This is a genomic window from Psychrobacter sp. H27, from assembly GCF_059072655.1.
The window spans coordinates 1,441,642-1,462,436 of the sequence record NZ_JCACRX010000001.1 but is presented as its reverse complement, the minus strand read 5'-3'; the positions used below and the strand labels follow the sequence as shown (position 1 = coordinate 1,462,436).

21 protein-coding genes are annotated in these 20,795 nt (G+C 43.4%); 10 read left to right on the top strand and 11 right to left on the bottom strand.

Translation table 11 applies throughout. The annotated features are described in order from the left end of the window. Positions 1-203 precede the first annotated feature (203 nt). Positions 204-1,613 (top strand): bifunctional phosphopantothenoylcysteine decarboxylase/phosphopantothenate--cysteine ligase CoaBC, encoded by a 1,410-nt coding sequence (coaBC, locus tag AC5JPY_RS05870; RefSeq protein ID WP_443525627.1) that lies wholly within the window; start codon positions 204-206, stop codon positions 1,611-1,613. Positions 1,614-1,670: 57 nt separating this feature from the next. Then, positions 1,671-2,453 (top strand): TSUP family transporter, encoded by a 783-nt coding sequence (locus tag AC5JPY_RS05865; RefSeq protein WP_443525629.1) that lies wholly within the window; start codon positions 1,671-1,673, stop codon positions 2,451-2,453. A 165-nt stretch (positions 2,454-2,618) separates the two neighbouring features. Here the strand turns inward: AC5JPY_RS05865 and AC5JPY_RS05860 are convergent, their stop codons facing one another. The 4 genes from AC5JPY_RS05860 to AC5JPY_RS05845 form a co-directional block, all read right to left on the bottom strand. Next, positions 2,619-2,825: a DUF2905 domain-containing protein gene (locus AC5JPY_RS05860; protein WP_319050928.1), complete on the bottom strand. Its 207-nt coding sequence runs from the start codon at positions 2,823-2,825 to the stop codon at positions 2,619-2,621. Between the two features lie 12 nt (positions 2,826-2,837). Beyond that, on the bottom strand, positions 2,838-3,767 hold the full coding sequence (locus tag AC5JPY_RS05855; RefSeq protein ID WP_443525631.1) for a histone deacetylase family protein: 930 nt from the start codon (positions 3,765-3,767) through the stop codon (positions 2,838-2,840). A 146-nt stretch (positions 3,768-3,913) separates the two neighbouring features. Beyond that, complete coding sequence (locus tag AC5JPY_RS05850; RefSeq protein ID WP_443525632.1) at positions 3,914-4,756, bottom strand: type III secretion system chaperone family protein; 843 nt, start codon at positions 4,754-4,756, stop codon at positions 3,914-3,916. Between the two features lie 55 nt (positions 4,757-4,811). Further along, positions 4,812-5,879 carry a hypothetical protein gene (locus tag AC5JPY_RS05845; RefSeq protein WP_443525633.1) on the bottom strand — a complete coding sequence of 356 codons (1,068 nt, stop codon included), beginning with the start codon at positions 5,877-5,879 and terminating at the stop codon, positions 4,812-4,814. Positions 5,880-6,040: 161 nt separating this feature from the next. Between AC5JPY_RS05845 and ccmA the strand changes: the two genes are divergently transcribed. The 5 genes from ccmA (at position 6,041) to ccmE (ending at position 9,455) form a co-directional block, all read left to right on the top strand. Further along, positions 6,041-6,670 carry a heme ABC exporter ATP-binding protein CcmA gene (ccmA, locus tag AC5JPY_RS05840; protein WP_443525634.1) on the top strand — a complete coding sequence of 210 codons (630 nt, stop codon included), beginning with the start codon at positions 6,041-6,043 and terminating at the stop codon, positions 6,668-6,670. A gap of 45 nt (positions 6,671-6,715) precedes the next feature. Next, a complete protein-coding gene (locus tag AC5JPY_RS05835) occupies positions 6,716-7,462 on the top strand; it encodes a heme exporter protein CcmB (RefSeq protein ID WP_372863650.1) in 747 nt (248 codons plus the stop codon). 205 nt (positions 7,463-7,667) lie between these two features. Further along, a complete protein-coding gene (ccmC, locus tag AC5JPY_RS05830) occupies positions 7,668-8,456 on the top strand; it encodes a heme ABC transporter permease CcmC (protein ID WP_319050922.1) in 789 nt (262 codons plus the stop codon). A gap of 16 nt (positions 8,457-8,472) precedes the next feature. Beyond that, the gene (gene ccmD / locus AC5JPY_RS05825) at positions 8,473-8,694 is read left to right on the top strand and encodes a heme exporter protein CcmD (protein WP_319050921.1); all 222 of its coding nucleotides are present in this window, start codon (positions 8,473-8,475) and stop codon (positions 8,692-8,694) included. A gap of 260 nt (positions 8,695-8,954) precedes the next feature. Continuing rightward, entirely contained in the window at positions 8,955-9,455 is a 501-nt protein-coding gene (gene ccmE / locus AC5JPY_RS05820; protein ID WP_443525636.1) for a cytochrome c maturation protein CcmE, read from the top strand. Positions 9,456-9,564: 109 nt separating this feature from the next. On the opposite strand, the gene AC5JPY_RS05815 is transcribed toward ccmE, so the two are convergent. The 7 genes from AC5JPY_RS05815 to AC5JPY_RS05785 all read right to left on the bottom strand — a co-directional run bounded on the left by AC5JPY_RS05815 (position 9,565) and on the right by AC5JPY_RS05785 (position 18,243). After that, positions 9,565-10,413 carry an aldo/keto reductase gene (locus AC5JPY_RS05815; RefSeq protein WP_443525638.1) on the bottom strand — a complete coding sequence of 283 codons (849 nt, stop codon included), beginning with the start codon at positions 10,411-10,413 and terminating at the stop codon, positions 9,565-9,567. Between the two features lie 438 nt (positions 10,414-10,851). Beyond that, positions 10,852-11,817, bottom strand: coding sequence for a MetQ/NlpA family ABC transporter substrate-binding protein (locus AC5JPY_RS05810; protein ID WP_443525639.1), 966 nt, complete (start codon positions 11,815-11,817; stop codon positions 10,852-10,854). Positions 11,818-11,984: 167 nt separating this feature from the next. Further along, a complete protein-coding gene (locus AC5JPY_RS05805) occupies positions 11,985-12,671 on the bottom strand; it encodes a methionine ABC transporter permease (RefSeq protein ID WP_443525641.1) in 687 nt (228 codons plus the stop codon). Positions 12,672-12,690: 19 nt separating this feature from the next. Next, on the bottom strand, positions 12,691-13,461 hold the full coding sequence (locus AC5JPY_RS05800) for a methionine ABC transporter ATP-binding protein (protein ID WP_443525642.1): 771 nt from the start codon (positions 13,459-13,461) through the stop codon (positions 12,691-12,693). A 254-nt stretch (positions 13,462-13,715) separates the two neighbouring features. Then, positions 13,716-15,869: an ATP-binding protein gene (locus AC5JPY_RS05795; protein ID WP_443525644.1), complete on the bottom strand. Its 2,154-nt coding sequence runs from the start codon at positions 15,867-15,869 to the stop codon at positions 13,716-13,718. Positions 15,870-15,950: 81 nt separating this feature from the next. Next, on the bottom strand, positions 15,951-16,673 hold the full coding sequence (locus AC5JPY_RS05790) for a response regulator transcription factor (RefSeq protein WP_058025471.1): 723 nt from the start codon (positions 16,671-16,673) through the stop codon (positions 15,951-15,953). A gap of 292 nt (positions 16,674-16,965) precedes the next feature. Further along, positions 16,966-18,243 carry an efflux RND transporter periplasmic adaptor subunit gene (locus tag AC5JPY_RS05785; protein ID WP_443525646.1) on the bottom strand — a complete coding sequence of 426 codons (1,278 nt, stop codon included), beginning with the start codon at positions 18,241-18,243 and terminating at the stop codon, positions 16,966-16,968. A 698-nt stretch (positions 18,244-18,941) separates the two neighbouring features. On the opposite strand from AC5JPY_RS05785, the gene pilG reads away from it, so the two are divergent. The 3 genes from pilG (at position 18,942) to AC5JPY_RS05770 (ending at position 20,386) form a co-directional block, all read left to right on the top strand. Further along, on the top strand, positions 18,942-19,319 hold the full coding sequence (pilG, locus tag AC5JPY_RS05780; protein WP_114701589.1) for a twitching motility response regulator PilG: 378 nt from the start codon (positions 18,942-18,944) through the stop codon (positions 19,317-19,319). 170 nt (positions 19,320-19,489) lie between these two features. Beyond that, the gene (locus AC5JPY_RS05775) at positions 19,490-19,852 is read left to right on the top strand and encodes a response regulator (RefSeq protein ID WP_319050912.1); all 363 of its coding nucleotides are present in this window, start codon (positions 19,490-19,492) and stop codon (positions 19,850-19,852) included. Positions 19,853-19,855: 3 nt separating this feature from the next. Next, a complete protein-coding gene (locus AC5JPY_RS05770; RefSeq protein WP_443525647.1) occupies positions 19,856-20,386 on the top strand; it encodes a chemotaxis protein CheW in 531 nt (176 codons plus the stop codon). Positions 20,387-20,795: the final 409 nt, after the last annotated feature.

Genomic DNA, 20,795 nt, shown 5'->3' with positions numbered 1-20,795 from the left:
ACTTACAATAACACGGTCAATAACTCGGTGGCGGCATCAATATAGCAAGCCAGACTCATGTGCCACTGATACTCAATTTCTTGTATTGTCTTATTGCGTGTGGACTATAACGAGGTAAATACGGAAAATCTTACCCAATTTATCTCATAGTTGTTACTATAAGCGCAATTTTATCTTTTTACTTTTTTGTTGATGCCACGCTTATGTCCAATATTGTGCTTGCTATTACTGGCGGTATCGCCGCTTATAAATCTGCCATATTTGCCCGTTTATTAATCAAATCAGGCTTTGATGTGCGCGTCATTATGACGACAGGCGCACAAGCTTTTATCACGCCGCTAACCCTACAAGCGTTGACAGGTAACGAAGTGCATGTCTCATTGCTTGATGAGCAAGCAGAGGCTGGCATGGGTCACATTGAGCTGGCTAAATGGGCTGATTTGGTTGTCATCGCACCTGCCTCTGCCAACACGCTCGCACGTCTGGCCATGGGTATGGCAGATGACTTGTTGACGACAGTGTGCCTTGCCACTACAGCACCTGTCATTGTTGCTCCTGCGATGAATCAGCAGATGTGGGCGCATCCAGCGGTAAACTTAAATGTACAAACCCTACGGGATATGAATTATCAAATTATCCAACCAGCTAGCGGTGAGCAAGCGTGCGGTGATGTAGGCGCAGGGCGATTGCCTGAGCCTGAGCAGTTATTAGCCGAAGTATTGCTATTCAATGCAATGCAAACGACCCCCCAGCTGTTAGCAGGCAAGAGGGTCGTTATTACTGCAGGTCCAACGGTAGAGGCAATTGACCCTGTACGCTACTTATCCAACCACTCTTCAGGAAAAATGGGTTTTGCTTTAGCGCGTGCCTGCGTTGCAGCTGGTGCAGATGTCGTCTTGATTGCAGGCGGCAAAGTCGCTTTGCCTACACCGCTCAATGTCACACGTATCGATGTGCTGTCTGCCGAAGATATGCTGATTGCTGCACAGCAGTGTGTGGATGGCACGCACAGTGAGCTGCAACTGGATTTTGAAGAAGAACACGACCATTCTCATGAGCATATGCACGATCATTCTCATACCCAATCCAAAGAACACCATCATAGCGATTGTGGTTGCGGTGAAGATGGCAATCATAATCACGACTATGACCACGACTCGCTACATTCTCATGATCACAACCCAGTCACAAAGGCAGATGTCTTTATCGCGACTGCAGCAGTTGCCGATTATCGTACTGAAGAAGCCGCACCGCAAAAAATCAAAAAAACGCAAGATGCGATGACGCTTAGCCTGGTTAAAAACCCTGATATTTTAGCGACCATTTCTCTTGCGCATCCAGAGCTGTTTGTCGTCGGCTTTGCCGCAGAAACGCAAGATGTTGAGCGTTATGCACGTGGTAAATTGGTCGCAAAAGATCTCGATATGATTGCTTGTAACGATGTCTCACGCGCAGATATTGGTTTTGCCAGCGATGATAATGCAATGCAGGTATTCTTCTCAGAGTATTATGCACGTGATGCGATAGCACTAGAAAAGACCAGCAAAGACAAAATCGCTGAGCAGTTGGCTGGCATCATCGGTGAAGTAATCGGTCAACGCAAAAACGGCTAAAGGTACAGGCTTACAACCAGTAGACATGAGCGCAGAGCCTAAAATGGTGTGACCGATATGATAGATATGGCTGGTAACGATAGCACTCAGATGCTAGTGCTAACGATTATTTTTGCGCTGGCATCGCTGTTACATGGTATTAGTGGGCTGGGTGTGACCTTGGTGACGACCACGGCGCTTGCCAGTATTTACCCGTTGCCACACGCCATTGTCTTGGTTATTTTCCCCTCTTTACTACTCAATGCAATGACATGGTTGGCAGGTGGTGAGCGCACTATTTGGCAAAACTTTATCTATTACGGCAGGCGCTATTGGCTGCTTGCGCTTACCAGCTTACTCGGTAGTATTTTGGGCGCTAAGCTGTTGCTATGGATCAATAGCGCTTATATTTTATTGCTATTGGCGGCGGTGATAGCCTTTTATGTGGTGAGTAGTCTACTCGGAAAACAAATCCGTCTACCAGATACCAAGCCGGTACTGATTGCTGTTGGCTTTAGTGCAGGCGTTATCGGCGGTTCGACCAATGCCATGTCTACCATCCTGATGATGTATCTATTGTCTGCAAGTGATGATAAAAACACTATCGCCAAAGTGGGCAACATGTGCTACTTCTTAGGAAAAATCGCCCAAATTATCGTCTTACGCGAGCCTATCATGGCGCTCAGTAGCGGCGAGTGGCAGTTAATTGCTTTTTTGAGTATATTGTCTATAACCACGCTTTTGATTGGTATTCGTTTACGTCGTTATTTGCCACAAGCACGTTTTCGTCAGCTTATTTTATTGATCTTAATCGTGCTTGGCGTACGCGTTGGCTGGCAGGGGATCACAGCACTATTGTAGTATCGTTGTCTTAATGCACTATGCTAAGTCAGAGCCAATATAGGAGGGACGCTCAACATAACAATGGTCAGCTGAAAGGCTAGCTCAAAATCTTGCTGAAGCTACCAAGGCTACTGAGATTGCAAGAGTTGGTTTAGTCGGCACAATCGAGTCTCTCAATATGGTTTAACGGTTAAACATATTTAAGAGAATAGTCGCGACGACACTAATCACTATCATAGTCACTACTGGGAAATACACTCGCGTATTGCCTGAAGTATGTTTGATATCGCCTGGCATATTACCTATCCAAGAAAAAGCACTTGGAAACAGCAACCAGATAATACCGATAATAACCAGCACAATACCTATGCCTATCAATAGTTTCGCCATATAAACTTTGCCTTATGTCGTTGTAAGTTGAACAGTCTCACTAAAATATATCTGCTGTGCCAAACGAAAAGTATTACAGTGCGCTTCGACCACATCTTCGATATCTTCTGAATAGCCACCGCCCATCACGATAGCAACAGGAATGCTGGCAGCTTTTGCTTGTTGCAAGACGTATTCATCACGTGCTTTGCAACCTGCTGGTGTCAAACCAAGTTTGCCAAGCTTATCTGTTGCAAGCACATCAACGGCAGACTGATAAAAAATCATATCTGGCGCAACTTCAGCAATTAAACGAGGTAACGTCTCCTCTAATATCTGCAAATACGCTTCATCACCTGCATCGTTGTCCAGCTCGATATCTAGATCGGACACTTGCTTACGAAATGGATAGTTCTTGGCACCGTGCATACTAAAGACAAAGACGCGTGGCTCATCCGTCATGATACTGGCGTTACCATTGCCTTGATGAACATCCAAATCTACAATCAAAATCTTTTGTGCCTGTCCGCGATTTAATAATAAGTTGCTGGCAATACAGACATCATTAAAGACACAAAACCCTTCTCCATGACCGGCAAAAGAATGATGAGTACCACCTGCAACATTCATGGCCACGCCATATTGCTGAGCATAGAGTGCGCACTCATAGGTGGCATGAGCAATATAGCGGCCACGCTCCACCAGCTGCGGCGTCATCTCAAACCCAATAGCTCGCGCAGCCTTTCGTGGTAGGGTTTGCGTTTTGAGCTGATACCAGTATTCTGGAGTATGTGTGGTCAGAATCTCAGCTTCGCTTAAGCGGGCAGGGGCAAAGAAATTGTCTTGGGTAATGGTTCCTTCTGCCAGTAGGCGCTCAGGAATCAAGATGTACTTTTGCATGGGGAAGCGATGTTTTTCGGGCACAGAATAACGAAAGACATCAGAGTAGGCAATTTTTAGCATAAAAATTCTAGCTTCATATTGAGGGTTGTTGTAGATAGGGTGGTTATTTTAGATAGATAAGCACAAAGACAGAGGCGAGCTATCGCTAATTATCGCTTGATAAACAACCAGTTTACTGAAAAAACTGGCTTACTGAATAAACCGAGTTATTGAACAAACTGGGTCGGCAAGAAGAATGTACGCGCATCTGACTGCTGACGTAGCTCGATAAGCAGCGTTTGCATATCTTCAGCAGGATCTTGATTGTTGATTAGGTTATCAAACAGCTCATTGGCAACGGTAGTCATCGCGACCACGCTTTGCAGCAAGTGCTCAATGATATCATTATCAATACCGACGGCTTCAACGTCGATAGCGTTTTTGTAGCGTATCTCCCCATCATTGATATCCATCTCTAAATTACCGATCAGCATGTCATAATTGATCTGGGTAATGAGTAGTAGTGCCGCGTTTTGATGACTCTCTGGTATCAAAAATGGCAAGATACCATAAACAGCCAGCAGCTTATTTTTTTCTTGTACACGAAACAGATAACCACAGTTGACCTGTTTGTGGCGCATTCTCAAGGATAAGTGATGTGATTGCTGGCTATCATTCGTCTTGGGTCGATAATGCGTATAGTGCCATTGCTTATCGCTGAAATATTGTTTTAAGCAGTCGACAATGGGCGTGTCACTGGGGCGCTGTGTTTCTGCTACTGAATGATCAGGCTTTAGACGAGAGGAGTTTAGTTGCTCACGGACTTGGCTGGCATCTGGTTCAGAGGTAGCGGCAGAGGAGTTATTATCAGTAGTCTCAGAACTACGGGCAATGACATTAGTGTATATACCAGTTTTATCGTTAGCAGTGTTAGCATGGTGGTCAGCGTTACTATCAGCGAGTGATAAATCTGCTTGCTCACCTGTACCATCGATAACCGACTGCGGCGCGGATGCAGTCAGTAACCGTTTGATTTTTTGCCACAGGCTGAGTTTGTTGCGTTGACCCATAATAGTATGCTGACAAGTAAGTAAAGTTAAAATAGCAAACAAGCAAAACGACAGCTTAATCTTGGTTCAGCGCGAGTCCTTCTTTAATAGTAGGCTGCGCATAAAATGCTTCTAGCATGTCATGTAGATGAGCGGTAAACCAAGGCGCATCAATAGCATCTTTGACGATAGGCAGTAGCGAAGCACTACATTGACGCATCGCATCGTCATCAATGTGCAGACCCGCAGCGATAGTTGCCATCGTGTCAGACTGATGATTGGCATACCATGTGTCGATACTTGCTGACACCAAGCTGTGCAAATACGGTGATACTCTGAGACGGTTGTAGCTTTGCTGAATACTGGCTTCGATATGATCAATACTACTATTGCCAGGCTCATCGCTTAGATAGGTTTGCAGCTCGCTGATCGGTTGATCTTTGATACGATCCCAGCCCATGACCATTAGACGCGCTACTTCTTTATTCGATAAGTGTTCTTGTGCGTTAAATTCGGCTTTTCGTGTCAAATCTTTAATATTACGATGCAAATACGTTTGCAGTTTTTCATCGAGGTTTCTATTGGTTGCCTTCTCAAAAGAGCTGCGTCCAAGCTTCATTAATTTACCGACGCCGCCTGCTTTATCAAGTGTGGTATCCATAAAGTCATTGATAGCATGATAGAGCGTTTGGGTCAGTAGGTCTGCAAAGGTTTCGTTGCCGACCAGCGTATGAATCAATACGTTACGCTGCTGTTCATGGCTACCGATGTAATTAGCAAGGGTTTCAACTTGTACATCATCGACCAATTCAGACAAAGGCACGTTGTCATTGACCGGGTGATAAATGAGGGTGTGCAAAATATCACGTATGTCTTTGCGCATTACCTCAGTCATCGGCTGGTTTAATAGCCAGTCCTTCATCACATGCTGCAAATGCTCGCATTTAATATATTTGCTCAAGGGCTGCGCCCCAAACCATTGCCACGCCTCCATCGCTAGAGGTTCAGCCTGCTGATGCAGCCACTGCTGTATAAAATCAATCTGAGCATCAATCAAGCTATCTACTGTTAAACGGCTGGTTGGTGAGGTATTAGTCGTGTCGTTTTGGCTATCTGGTAAAGTCTGCATAGGTTTCAAAGTCATATTTTGAGGTCGTATTTTTTGAGGTTGTACTTTTTAAAGTCAGAGTAATCGACAATTTGTTATACTGTGTGTTTGTGGTGGTCATAGGGTATTATGCCACGAACATTACCTTTATTTGTGAGGAATGTTGACTGCCACTTGATAAATAATCAGAGGTTTGGATGACGGTTTTGGATACGCCTTTACTTACACTTGACGAGCTGACGGTTCAGCGCGGTGAGATACCGCTGTGTGAAGGGGTCTCATTGCATTTATCTGCCGGTAGTATCTGCCATCTTATTGGGGCAAATGGTACGGGAAAAACGACGTTGCTCATGCAGTTAGCAGGATTGTTGCCAGTTCTGGTAGGTGGAGTTGCTTATCAGGATCAATCGAGCTTGCCTATCCAGCCGCTTTATGTCTCGCATCAGTTGGGTATTCATCCTAATCTAACCGTCGCGCAAAATCTGACGTTCTTACTGAACTTGTATGGTATCAGCCCAAGCGCATCCGATATTGATGATGCGCTCACTTGGGTAGGTCTACAAGGGTTTGAGACGATCAGCTCAAGTCATCTGTCTGCGGGACAAACGCGGCGTATCACGCTGGCACGCTTATATTTATTAACCCCTGATGTGACGCCATTATGGCTGCTTGATGAGCCTTTTACAGCGCTGGATGTGGATATGGTGGCGAGAATGGAGGCGCGGCTATGTGACTTTGCACAGGCTGGTGGGTCGATACTCATGACCAGTCATCAGACGGTCGGTGTGGCCAATCAGGTACTCGATTTGTCAGATTATATGGTCTAAATGGGACTGCTAGCAGTACTATCAGTATAGGTAAAAGGACGAATAATGACAGACAGTCCAACGCAAGCAAACTCAGCTGCAGTGGCAAGCAAAAAACCCGTGAGTATCGTCACCACACCGCGTGGGATTGGGTTTGGTCAGCTGTGGCGCCGCGAATGGCAAGTCAAGCAGCAAGGAGCGGTGCAATGGTTGTATCCGCTAGTCTTGTTTTTAGTGATTATTACTTTATTTCCGCTAGCGGTGGGTAGTGAGCCTGCGCTGTTACAGCGCCTTGGTGTATCGGCAGTCTGGATCGCGGCATTATTGTCACTGGTCATGGGTGTTGATGGTTTATTTAAGCCTGCGCTTGATAATGGTACGCTTGCGCAATTGGTCGTCGCCAAAGCGTCACTACCGTTATGGGTGCTGATACGTCTGGTCATTCACTGGATATTTAGTAGTGGTATTGTGGCAATGCTGAGCTTGCTTGCGGTGCCTTTGTTTCAGCTGAGCTGGTTTGAGGCATGGGTGTTGATGGCATCTATCGTGACAGGCAGTCCGATGCTGTTGATGCTGTCAGCGGTCGCTAGTAGCCTGACACTATCACTAAAGAATGGTGCAGTGCTGGTGCCTTTGATTGCGTTGCCTATGCAGTTACCCGTATTGATTTTTGCGACAGGCGCGGTCGACTTATTTGCCACGGGACTTAACGGTTTGCCTATATTAGCACTACTATTGGCAGGAAGCATTATCTCAGTATTGGTGATGCCTTGGGTGATTGCAACAACCCTCAAAATGTCATGGCTCAATTAAGAGGTATGTTCGAAACCCCGTAGTCCAAATCCAGCGTATTAACATCGTGTTGAAAACGGGCAATTTTGCTATAATAGTCTATTGAATACGTACACAGATCTTTGTAGATTCTATCCAGTGTTTAACGCCAGCAGGTGAGCCAATAGGAGTGCTTTTTTGCACTATATCGGTCAAAACCAGTAAGCTGTGTAATAGGTTTATTCTCATGCCCAACCTGAATAACGTCTCATCCCCTAGCTTGTGGCAGCGCATTTGGCAGGGTTTCTTAACCACTGTAGGCACCAAGCAGTTTTTTCGTATTTTTGGCCCTTGGGTCAAGTGGCTTGCGATATTAGCCAGTATCTGTTTGCTCATTGGTAGTGTATGGGGCCTTGCTTTTGCGCCGCCTGATTATCTTCAGGGTAATAGCTATCGCATTATCTTTATCCATGTACCAGCGGCCAGTCTTGCTATTTCTATCTATTTTTCTCTTGCAGTTCTGGGAGTGATTTATTTGGTATGGAAGATTAAGACTGCCAGCTTAGTCGCGCAGGCGCTTGCTCCAATGGGGTTTTTGCTATGCGTTATTAGTTTACTCACAGGTTCCATTTGGGCAAAGCCAACATGGGGCACCTATTGGGTATGGGATGCGCGCCTGACGTCAATGCTCATATTGGCATTTCTATACGCGGGCGTCATGGCGCTGTTTGCTGCTTTTGAGCATACCGCCAATCGTGGTAAAGCAGCCGCAATACTATCCATCGTAGGCGCAGTGAACCTGCCTATTATCAAGTACTCAGTGGAGTGGTGGAACACCTTGCATCAAGGGGCGACCTTTAGTTTGACGGCAGCACCCAAAATGTCGGCAGATATGTGGATGCCGCTACTACTAATGATTATAGGCAGCTATTTACTGGTTGCGACATTAGCGATTTATCGTACCAATACGCTGATTTTAAACCGTGATCAAGGCAAGGCATGGGTCAAAGAATACATTCGTAGTCAACACAAGTAACGGTCAGGAATATACTATGCAGCCCTACTTTTATAGCATATCTGAGTTCATTGCCATGGGTAAGCATGGGGTTTTTGTATGGACATGCTGGGCGATTACCGTCGGTGTAATATTGGCTTTTATCATCTACAGTCGCAGACAACGCCAAGCGCTCATCAAACAGCTCACTATCCAACAAGCGCGCCAGGCACAACGTACTACCAAAACACAAACACCTGCTACCAAAAATTTTGAATAAAAAGAGTTCTGAATAAAAAATCATCTTAATATCATAGTTTTACTGTAAGGCACCGTATCCTTACACTGACAAAAATATGACTTTATAGGCAATGATGAGGCTTATTGATTTGTCTGAAAAATGCTACCATATAGCGATTAGAAGAGTACGATTAGAAAGACATTTTCGGAACGTTTTTCTAATGGTGGTTTCTTCAAATTTTTCTGTTTGATAGACAGATTATGGTTTATAAAACAGCGACTCGTTAATGGGGTAGTGGTATGAATGCAGTTCGTCGGAAAAAACTGACGTGGGTTATGTTTACGCTGGCAGGTGCCGCCGTAGCAGTTATGTTGGTTATCTATGCTATCGGGCAGCAAACTGACTACTACTTTGATGCGACTGCCATTGCTCAAGGAGAAGCGCCTCAAGACAAACGTATTCGTGCTGGTGGTATGGTGGTTGCAGGTAGTGTGCAGCGCGCAGCGGATAATCCTCTAAATGTCGAGTTTGCGATCACTGATTTTCAATCGACAGTACCCGTGACTTATCAAGGTATTTTGCCAGATTTGTTTGCTGAAAACTCAGGCGTGGTCGCCACTGGTAAAATGCAAGGCGAAACCTTTGTGGCAGGTGAAGTATTGGCTAAGCATGACGAAAATTACATGCCACCAGAAGTTGCCAAGTCTATGAAAGAAAACAATCGTAGCGGGGTAGTGCCTTCCTCTGAGCAATATAACCCTGCCGTAAAAATTCACGAGACTGACACGCTACAACAGTAGTGGCTGTATGCATTTAAGCTATAGAGTATTTAGAATATAAAAAAATCCACCGATGATCGGTGGCTTTTTTTTGTTCTACATTCAACCAATTAACGAAGTACTCGCCACATTAGTCATCCCATACAGGAGTATAATCAGGATGCTCAATCTTACGACCATCAGAGCTTGCAAGCTTACCAATTTTTTCTAGCTCGTCTGCACTCAGCTCTACCTTGGTAGCATCTAAATTGCCTTGTAAGTGATCAGGATTCGAGGTTTTTGGGATAGCAACGCGGTGCTTGTCTGACAGTATCCACGCCAACGATATTTGCGCTGGTGTTACATTGTGATTATCAGCAATCTCTTTGATAATATCGTTATCAAACACATCGCCACGCGCTAGCGGTGAGTAGGCTTCTAGCAAGATATGGTGATTATTCAAAAAGGTTTGTAGTGTGTCTTGCTTGATAAACGGATGAAACTCTACTTGGTTCACTACGATAGGCACATCAGCAGATTTTTTGGCTTCAATAATATTGGCAATATTAAAGTTCGAAACACCGATATGACGCGTCAAACCTTGCTTTTGTAACTCACACAATGCAGGAATAGTTTCAGACAATGGTACGCGGTCGTCTGGCCAGTGTAATAGCAATAGATCGACATAGTCTACGCCCAGATTTTCTAATGATTTTTGCGCAGCAGCTTTTAGCTTCTCTGGCTCAAACTTCATATCGTCAGGAAAAATCTTGGTAGTCAAAAAGAATTTATCGCGAGCTATCCCTGATTGTTTAATACCTTCACCAACTTCTTTTTCATTGTCATAAGCTTGGGCGGTATCGATATGCTCATAACCCATCTGTAGGCCTTTTTTGACCACATCGATACAATCTTGTCCCGTTGACTGCCACGTGCCCAATCCTAAAACGGGAATATTTGCTTGTCCAGCAGTACGAATATTATAGCTTTTGGCACTCATATTATTATCCTTGTTCTGTTTGTAGTTTCTATTATTATTGATTAATTTCGATATAATTACTGATAGTAAGGCAATCGGTATTATTTGATAGGCTTAGTTAAAGCAATAAAAATTTTGTTCGATCATCATTTTTAAAAGGTCGATATTTAATTGTCGACGCGTCACTAATCAGTCTCGTCTACTATAAGAAAAACGAGCCCAAAGTGGAAGGTCGAGTGACGCAACCCTACAAAGGGCAAACAGGCTGTAACGTGATATTTAATAATCAGATGGATCTACACAGGCTATTCAAGAGTAAAAAAGTTTTATAGTTATTGCCATAAAAAAACGTCCATCACTATCAAGTGACGGACGTTCATAATCATAAATATACTTAAGCACTTAAAGCTCAGGTACTCAAAGCCTAAATACTTACGATTTGGATATGCAGTCTAAGTCTTACTGAGCAGCAGCTTCTGGAGCGTCAGCGCTTTCAGTTTCGGCAGTGCCCATATGCGCGCTGTGGTCAGTACCCCAGATTTTTGGGTACTTGTAGCCAGGGAACGTTTCGTGAGCGTACTTTTTGAAAGCTTCTGAGTTATAAGCATTGGTAACATCCTCAACCCATTTCTTGCCAGTATCAGCAGATTTGATTGCTGACCAGTTGACATAAGAGAAGCTTGGCTCTTGGAATAGTGCTTCAGTCAGCTCGATACCAGAGTCAGTAGCATAGTTGCCGTTGATTACTGCAAAGTCTACTTCGTCACGTGCACGTGGCAGCTGGGCTGCTTCTAGCTCAACGATTTCAATATCGTATTTGCTATTGTCAGCGATATCTGCTTTTGATGCAGTTAGCGGATCGATATCGTCTTTGAGGGTAATCCAGCCAAGATCATCCATCATGACCAACGCACGGGCAAAGTTACTTGGGTCGTTAGGCGCAGAAACACTCATGCCTTTAAATGCAGCATCAAGGCTGTCTTTTTTACCAGAGTAGATGCCAAGTGGTGCAGTTGGTACTTGGAATACTTCGACAAGATCAAGATTGTTCTCTGTCTTGAAGGTATCGAGGTACGGCTTATGCTGGAAAATGTTGATATCCAAATCGCCTTCAGCCAATGCAAGGTTAGGACGCACATAGTCAGTAAATGCAATTAGCTCAACTTCATAACCTTGTGCTTCAAGTGTACCTTTCACTTGGTTACGAACCATATCAGCAAAATCGCCTTCAGTGGTACCGATAACGATTTTGGTATGTTCAGGATCGATATCGCTAGCGGCAGTTTCAGCAGTTGATCCTTCGGTGACTGGTTCTTTGGTCGCTTCTGGCGCTGATGAATTGCTGCAACCAACCAAGACCAAACCTGATACACCAACAGCGGCAAATGCGCTGGCCAACTGACGGCTGATATCTGTTAATTTCATAATATGTCCTTAATAATGAATGGGATTAAATAAAATGTTTATTGTCTAAACATTAAAAAAGCAACATTATAAATAGTAATGCTGCTTTTTATGAGCGCTGAGATGGGATTGAGTGTTGCCAAAAATAAACCTAGTCGCTCGTAATGTCAAGTATTCTCTAAAGCGGTTTAACGTTTGTCCAAACGATTGGCAAGCCAGTTACCAGAGGCTTGAATTGATATGACCATGATCGATAGTACAATCACAATAAAAATCATGACTTCGGTTTGATAGCGATAATAGCCATAACGAATGGCCAAGTCACCCAAACCACCGCCGCCGATCATACCTGCCGCCGCCGAATAAGACAGCAAGCTGATACAAAGAATAGTCACTGACAGTACCAGGCCTGAGCGTGCTTCATTGAGCAATACTTTGATAATAGTAAAAGGCCCGGCGCCCATCGACTCAGTGGCTTCAATGATACCGCGCGGCACTTCACGTAGGTTTTGCTCGACCAAGCGCGCAAAATAAAACGATCCTGCAATTGCCAGTACCAATGATGCCGCAATAGGACCAATACCTGTGCCAACAATAGCCTTGGTAAACGGACTCATCGCAATCATCAAAATTACAAATGGGAAGGCACGCATAAAGTTGGTGATACCACCAAGTACACCGTACAGTGTCTTGTTTTGCAAAAACTGTCGATCACTAGACAAAAACAAGAATACGCCAAACAGTCCACCGATGATGATGGCTACCGTGGTCGAGATACCAAGCATGATAAAGGTATCAACGAACGCGCTCATAATCTCTTTACGTAGAACAAGCAGCTTGTCTATAGAGGCGGATAATTCAGTACCAGTTAACATATCTATTTCTCCTGCCTCATTAGTCCTCAACGACTAAACCTTTGCCAATTGGGGTGGTTGCCTGAATCAGACCATCTTGTACATCGGCTACTTCTAACAACTGACCTTGATGCAATAATGCGGCACGATCGCAAAGCCGGCGTATCACACTCATCTCATGAGTTACGATAACGATAGTCACGCCAAGTTGCTCATTGATATCGCGCAAACAGGTGAGTAGACTGCGAGTCGTTGCAGGATCTAGTGCACTGGTTGGCTCATCGGCCAATAGTACTTTTGGGCTCGGGGCAATTGCACGGGCAATACCGACACGTTGTTTTTGTCCACCTGATAATTGAGCAGGGTAATGACCTGCTCGATCAGTCAAATCTACGATTTCAAGACAGTCCATAACGCGCTTATGAATATCATGACTAGGATAGCCTGACACTCTCAAATTAAATGCGACATTGTCAAAGACAGTATGATTAGACATCAAATTGAACTGCTGAAAAATCATACCAATATTATGACGGGCAATACGCAGTTCACTAGCAGATAACGTGGTCAAGTCAGTACCATCTATCATGACTTGACCTGAGTCTGGACGTTCAAGCATATTGATGAGACGCAATAAGGTCGATTTGCCTGCACCTGAATAACCCATTAGACCAAAAATTTCGCCTTGCTTGATCGTTAGAGACGTCGGCTCAACAGCAGTAAACCAATGCGGTTTGCCGTCTTTGTCTTTGATTGAGCGGTCGCTTAAAAAACTTTTGGTCACATCGTTTAAGACAATCATGTCGTTCATGGAGGGCTCAAAATTTAATAAATTTTTTGTGATTATTATGCGTCGTTATGGCTCTATCGCTATGCGAGGAGCCTAACTAAAACAACGACGGTCAATAACCGTATAATAAGGGGCGGTAATATAGCATATTATCTGGCACTTTGGATATGCACATCCGTGTCCAGCTTATGATGAATAGCTATTAAGGATAGGGCGTTTGGAAGGTAGAAGGGGCGGTAATACAACGAAAGTCGTTATACTCTTAATATAAGTGATCAATCATGCTGATGATAATGAGGATCGTGCTTGACAGGTATAGCAACCAAGAACCGAGTATGACCATTTAGCGTATCGGTAGTGATGCGACCTTGATGTGCGGTGACAATTTGTGAAACCAGCGATAAACCTAAGCCAGAACCTTTGTTCTTCTGCTGTAAGCGTACGAATGGGCTAAACACTTCTTCGCGTTTCTCTTCAGGGATACCTGTCCCTTCATCAATCACTGCCAGTACTGCATATTTAGGTTGCGGGCGTACAGGTTCAGCCTTTGCCTTTTTCATATGCTTGGCAAAAAGTCCTTCTTTGCGCGGCGGCGCTGATATGTCATTGCTGTTTTTAGTATTGGTTTTAGCGCTGTCTTTACTGGCATTTTTAGTGTTAGCTGTTTCATTGAGCATATTTTCAGTGTTCTGCTGACGGTGACTCTCGAGAGTGTCTTTGCTAATGAATGTTTTGTTATCTGTAGACTGGACTGTACCATTAGGAATAGGGTGGTCAGTATTTTTAGTAGTTGCTTCGGAGTCAGAGTCAGGAACAGCTCTCCACATTACTTTTTTGACTCTATCAGTCAACTCATTGGTGAAGCTATGGTAGTTCGCAAGTAATGACGAGTCATTAGCCGATTTTGGCATACCTAAATGGTTTGCTGAGCCTCTACTAGTATCAGTATTATCTTCTGTCAGAGTAGTATCTATACTATCGCTAGTCGTTGTATTGGTGTCTATATGAGTGTCTATGTCTTCACTAACGGGCACATTTTCACCGTTCATATATATCGGCGGTGCTGGTAACTTATCTATGAGGTCGACTGATTCAGGTTTATCAGTATCGTTTCGCTCATAATTATCATAGCCATCATGTTCACTTGGATTATTTTGATGGTTCGCAGTGACATCAGTCTGATTATCATAAGAATCAAATTCCAAGCTATTATAATCAGTGAAACTGTTGGCGAGTACCGTTTGCAACAGATAATCAGGGACTACTCCAGCGTCTTCGATAGTTTGAACCCCATAAAGAAGCACAGTGACAGGCGGCTTGCCATGCAGCATAGCATTGGTCAATAGATTACGGATGAGGTGAGTCAACATTGATGATTGACCATCAATCATAATGTGCTCACCAATCAAGGTCGCTTCAGGATAGTGTTGACGCTCTTGATTGACAAGGTCATATAAGTCTAAATCTTCAATCTGTTGCAAGGCATGGCCCGCATCTAGACGACTGACCAATAAGATACTCTCTACCAAGTCATTGAGCCCCGATAAGTCTCGAGTGATGGCATGAGCGCGCTTATCAAATTTGGCTTTGGTATCAGTTGGCAACGCACCAGCTAACATGTCCATCATTTCGATCTGTAAGCGAATACGCGTGATGGGTGTACGTAACTCATGGGAGGCATGTGCCAGTAATAAGTTATTGGCATCGACGAGATGCTCGATTTTTTGCGCTGCTTGGTTGAAGCCTCGTGCGAGTGAAGCGATTTCATCATTACCCCGAGCATTCACGCGAACCGTAAAATCGCCATCACCCAGTTGAGTCATCTGCTGGCTCAACTGATCGATGCGCCAGGTCATGGTACGGGCTATGAGCCAGAGAACACCTGCCATAATGATGAGCAGCAATAGAGTACCAGTAAACAGATTTAGCGCAGCAGACAACACAGGTTTTTTGGGTGGCAAACGTGATTCATACAGTAGCGTATAGCCCGTACTACTATATACTTGCGCCTGTTTGGTAGGCGGAGTATCTGCGAACGAAGGAAAAACACGTGAAAACAAAGAAGGCGTTGGCGGTAATTCTAGTGGTAAGTCACTGTTGTCAGTCTGCATGAGCATCCGACCTTCACTGTCATACAAGCCCATTTTTGCTTGAAGAGACTCATCAAAAATATCAAAGCTTTTTTTGACAACAGCGAGCATGAACCGCGACTGTAGACGGTTATCTTTACTAATAGAGATATTTAATTCATGTAAAAATGGATCGATTTGTCCTAAGATCTGCGTCGCTAATATCTCCGACCGTATGCCTGCATCTTTGTCATGGACCAATTGGGTCAACAACACCATCGCTACGGCAAATAAAGTAAGTGCCAGCATGACGCTGGCAAATAACTTGGCAAATACGGAACGAAAACCCAATTGCTGCATTAAACAATCTCTACTATCGGACGCTGATATGGACTGGTACGACTGAGCTCAACAAGTTGCTGATTAATCGACTGTGTTAGATTAAACCTGATCAGTAGCAAATTGATAGCCAACGCCGCGTACCGTGATGATGCGTTTTGGTTGACGCGGATTGTCTTCAATCAGAGCACGCAGACGCGAGATATGAACGTCAATAGCACGGTCGATATTGTCTGAGCTGTCATCATTTGGCATTGCCTGCCATAGCTGCTCGCGATTTAGTACCTTGCCAGAATGAGTGGCAAAATAATGCAGCAGTTGGAACTGATGCGTTGTCAGACGTACAGGCTCATCATCGATAGTCACTTCATGGCTATCAGGGAACACACTCAAACGACCAAAAGTTAGGCTATCTGATTGGCTGTCTGCCTGATTTGGCTGTTCGTGACGACGAATGACAGCACGGATACGAGCGAGAAGCTCGCGTGGCTCAAAAGGCTTGGCGATATAGTCATCAGCACCCATCTCTAATCCTAGTACGCGGTCGGTAGTATCACCTTTCGCAGTTAGCATGATAATAGGTACTTTGTTGGTCATATTGTTTTTGTTGCCACGGATTTTTTGGCACACTTGCATACCATCCATATCAGGCAGCATCAAGTCCAGTACGACCAAATCAATATCACGCTCTTTGGTATCTAATAGATCGAGACCTTCTTGACCAAGACCAGCATGATGGACATCATAGTAGTTCATGGTCAAATAATCACTAATCAGCTCTGCTAAATCTGGATCGTCTTCAATCAATAAAATCTGCTTGCTCATGGGATATCCTCTAGTTGTTGTTATGATTTGCTAAAACTCTAATACGCGCTAATTGCCTAATTATGATAATTGTTCGAATGATTTTGACTTTAAAGCAATTAAATCATTAATATAATTAAACAGGCGAGCCTCTAATTTTTTAAATGTATAAAAGACTAAGCCATTATAAAAAGGCTGTCTAAAATACTCGGTTAACGCTATATAAGGTACGTCATAGTGCCTAATTATGCTGTTACAAAACAAGAGAAGCTTTGTTAATGTTTCTACATAATGTAACTGTCAAGGTAAGCTGCTATGACACGATGACTTTTTTCCCTTCAGAATCAACAGGTAAATCAGCCAAACAAATCAAACTATCGTTACTCACCCCAGCGATTAAATACTGCTGGGTATTCGGATCATATTCAACAACCTCAATAGGCTGGCGTGTTAAGCGCTGGTCTTGCCCAATAACCCAAACATTAGCAGCCAACGGTCTAAGTGGCATATATGGCGGCTTTTGTAGCTCTGTTAAATCAACGTCATGCAAAGCGCGCTTGGGTACGATTGTACCGACATCTATTTGTCCGTAGTTGACTCGCCCAGTGACTTTCATCTCTGGCAGTAGTTTGTCACGACTGGCTTCATTGTCAATGACGTTAACATAAACCAAGAGCTTTTTTGGTTGACTGGTTGAGACCAGTTTGCTGACTTGTCCAGTAAATTTATCAGTCATACTCTCGACCGTAAAGTTAACGGTTTGACCCACTGAAAGCTGAGGTTCTGCTTGGATAGGCAGGGTCGCTGCAAAATGCAGTTTTGTTTCATCACTAAGTTGCAATAAAGACGCGCGCGCTGCCATCTTTTGCCCAGCTTTCGCATTTAGGTTTTCTACGCGACCTGAGAAGCTGGCATGTATGGTAATCAAATTGTATTGTCCACTTGGTGTTGCGGCGCTACTCTCTACGTTGTTGCTATCGGATTCATTGTTGGTAGATCCGCTACTGTTAGTGCTATTGCTATTAGCACCATCGTCAGCTTTTGCGGTTACTAAGTCTGTTGCTGGTGACTTTATATCATTGGTAGTTTCTTTTGCGACCGCAATATCTTTATCTTTAGTTGGCTGTACAGCTTTGGCACTTGCATTTGCTTGCTGTTTGTCTGCTAGCGTTGACTCTTTGGTTTCAGTAGCTGCTGTATCGTTGTCTATAGAATCATCTGTAGATGCTACATCTTTAGCAGTACCTGCACGCCTAAAAACAAGCAGCGGTGACCCTTTCTCTACCCATTGACCTTCACTGACTAAGGTTTCTTCGATGGTTATAGGATGTACTGCCACAAATGAGGTCTGTTTAATAGGCTCGATATTACCTTGCAGACCAAGACTTGGCTGATATCGTGAAGGCTTTACACTGAGTATATGATCTGGTGTCATGGTGACGCTATCACTGGTAATGACAAGCGGCGTATCTATAGCGGCTTCATTTTCAGCAGCGACTGGCTCACTATTGGATGGTGATGGCTGACAAGCAGCGAGCAATAAAGCACCAAGCAAGTATAGGCTTTTTTTCGAATGTTTATAGGCTGTCATAGCAGTTACCATTATAGTCATTACCTTATTATATAGTGAATTGTCACGTGGTGGAATGAGTGCAGCCTACTTACCAAACTTAAGTAGGTTAAGCCCTTTTGCCAGATCAGCAACAAAAGTTATTCATTTATCAGATAAGAACAGATGTTTTTAAGACTCAATAGTCTGAATATTAATTCGTGAATAACTGGAAAAGGGTTAATAACTGTGCTAAAACAAACATAAAGAAATACACTGATACATTTTTATCACAAATGCAAATTATTCAGCAATGTGGCTATTGATTCTATATAATGCAAAAGTATCGTAAATTTGTTTACTACATTGATTTGATTACTTTGCTTTGGCGATGATTGATTTTAAAATATGCCTAAAAATATGCCCAAGTGTCTTCAGCGCTTACATGAGTTTGATTGATATCCACAAACAAGAGTAGGGTGACAAGCCCAATATACTAAGAATAACGCTCGATTATGTGAGCTTATTAATTGCAAAGTGCGTATAGTAACCCATGTTGACGCTGTGTTTGATGGGCAGACACTGATAAAAAATAGCCGCTGTCAGAATAAGTTTTGATATATGCTTAATCTTCTGTATCGTTTTAATGCTGACTGTCGTTACGGTCTGAGATTAATGGTTAAGACTTTGTATAGACAGAAGAGCGTTACGTATAAATAGTTGTTCATAGGATAATGATAATGGAAAATAATTTTGATGGCCTAAAAGTGATGGTAATTGATGACTCAAAAACCATTCGCCGTACCGCAGAAACCTTGTTACAAAAGGCAGGCTGTGAAGTAGTAACTGCTATTGATGGTTTTGATGCTTTAGCAAAAATTGTTGATAATAATCCAGACATTATTTTTGTCGATATTATGATGCCTCGTTTGGATGGTTATCAGACTTGCGCATTGATAAAAAATAACCCAGATTACGCCAATAAGCCTGTAATTATGTTGTCGTCTAAAGATGGTTTGTTTGATAAAGCACGTGGTCGTATTGTCGGGTCTGATGAGTATTTGACCAAGCCATTTAGTAAAGATGAGCTTTTTGATGCTATCAATCAGTACCGCTAGTCAGGTATAGCTAGACTTAACCGTAATGATTGTTAAGATTGGAAGTGATTGCTCAATTTTTGAGTAATTATGATAAAAAATATACCACCAATAAATTTTGGGTATTGTTTTCAATCGTTTTACTTCAACAATATATCCTCATGGATATCTTAGAAATAAAGGAAATCCCTATGGCTACAGTTTTAGTCATTGACGACTCGCCATCAGAAATGGCGAAATTTCGCGACATGCTTGCCAAAAATAATTTTCAAGTACTAGAAGCTTCAAACGGCGAGCAAGGCTGTCAAATGGCCGCTGATCATTTGCCAGATGTTATTTTGATGGATGTGGTTATGCCTGAGATGAACGGCTTTCAAGCCACGCGAAAGATTACTCGTGGCAAAACAACCGCGCATATTCCTGTCATTATGATCAGTACCAAAAATCAGGAAACCGATAGAGTTTGGGGCAAACGCCAAGGCGCTAAAGAGTATATGAGTAAACCAGTTGACGAAAATGGATTGGTCAATATGATTCGCAAAGTGATGGAGTAACTTGTGGCTTCTAGAGGATTTATTGAGCTTCTGCGTATAGCAGATTTGGCACGTGCGCGTAAAAGTGGTCGCCGCGGTGGTCAAGCATTTGATTGGCAGGGTGTGGTATTTGAAATTGGTGGGCAACGCTTGGTTGCCCCTATGGGTCAGGTATCAGAGGTGTTGTCCATGCCAGAATACACAAGCTTACCTCTAGTAAAGCCTTGGATGCTAGGTATTGCCAATATCCGTGGACGTTTGTTACCGCTCACGGATTTGTCACATTTTTTGCAAGTTCCGAGTCGACTGTCTCAGTTAAGCCAGCGAAAAGTTATGGTTGTTGACCATGATAATAGTTTTTCAGGACTACTGGTCGATCAAGTGCTCGGTATTGAGCAGTTTACTCAGGATCAGTACCGCCCAGAAGCGATTGATCCTAATTCACCATTTGCGCCTTATAACCATGGTAAGTTTTTGAAAGAAGAGCAAGAGTGGTATGTCTTCATGCCAAGCTTGCTTGCACAGGATCTACAATATTCAGATGCTGCAATATAGTAATCGACAATAGAATACCTGTCTGTGAAGTAATGGCAGATTAATAGCGACTGACACGATTTAGTGAAATGTCAGCATTTATACAGGCTTTGCTAATCATTGTTTTGATAACAATAAGATTGTCAAAGTCAGTCACGATAAGACTTTGACGATTGTTTGAAAGGGATATGCAAGATGAGTGATGTTATAAGAAAACCTGTAGCTGGTATGAGTAATACAACAGCGGACGGTAAAGATGCTAATAATACATGGAAGCTGTTATTAGGGTTTTTCGTTTTATTGAGCATAGCCTGCCTGATCTGGCTGATCAATTCGCTATCATCAGTGAGTCAGTATTTTGGCAGCTTCAATCAGTCTGTTATCTTACCAGCCGTGATATTTGCGGTTGGTGCCCTAGGTATTATGTTTG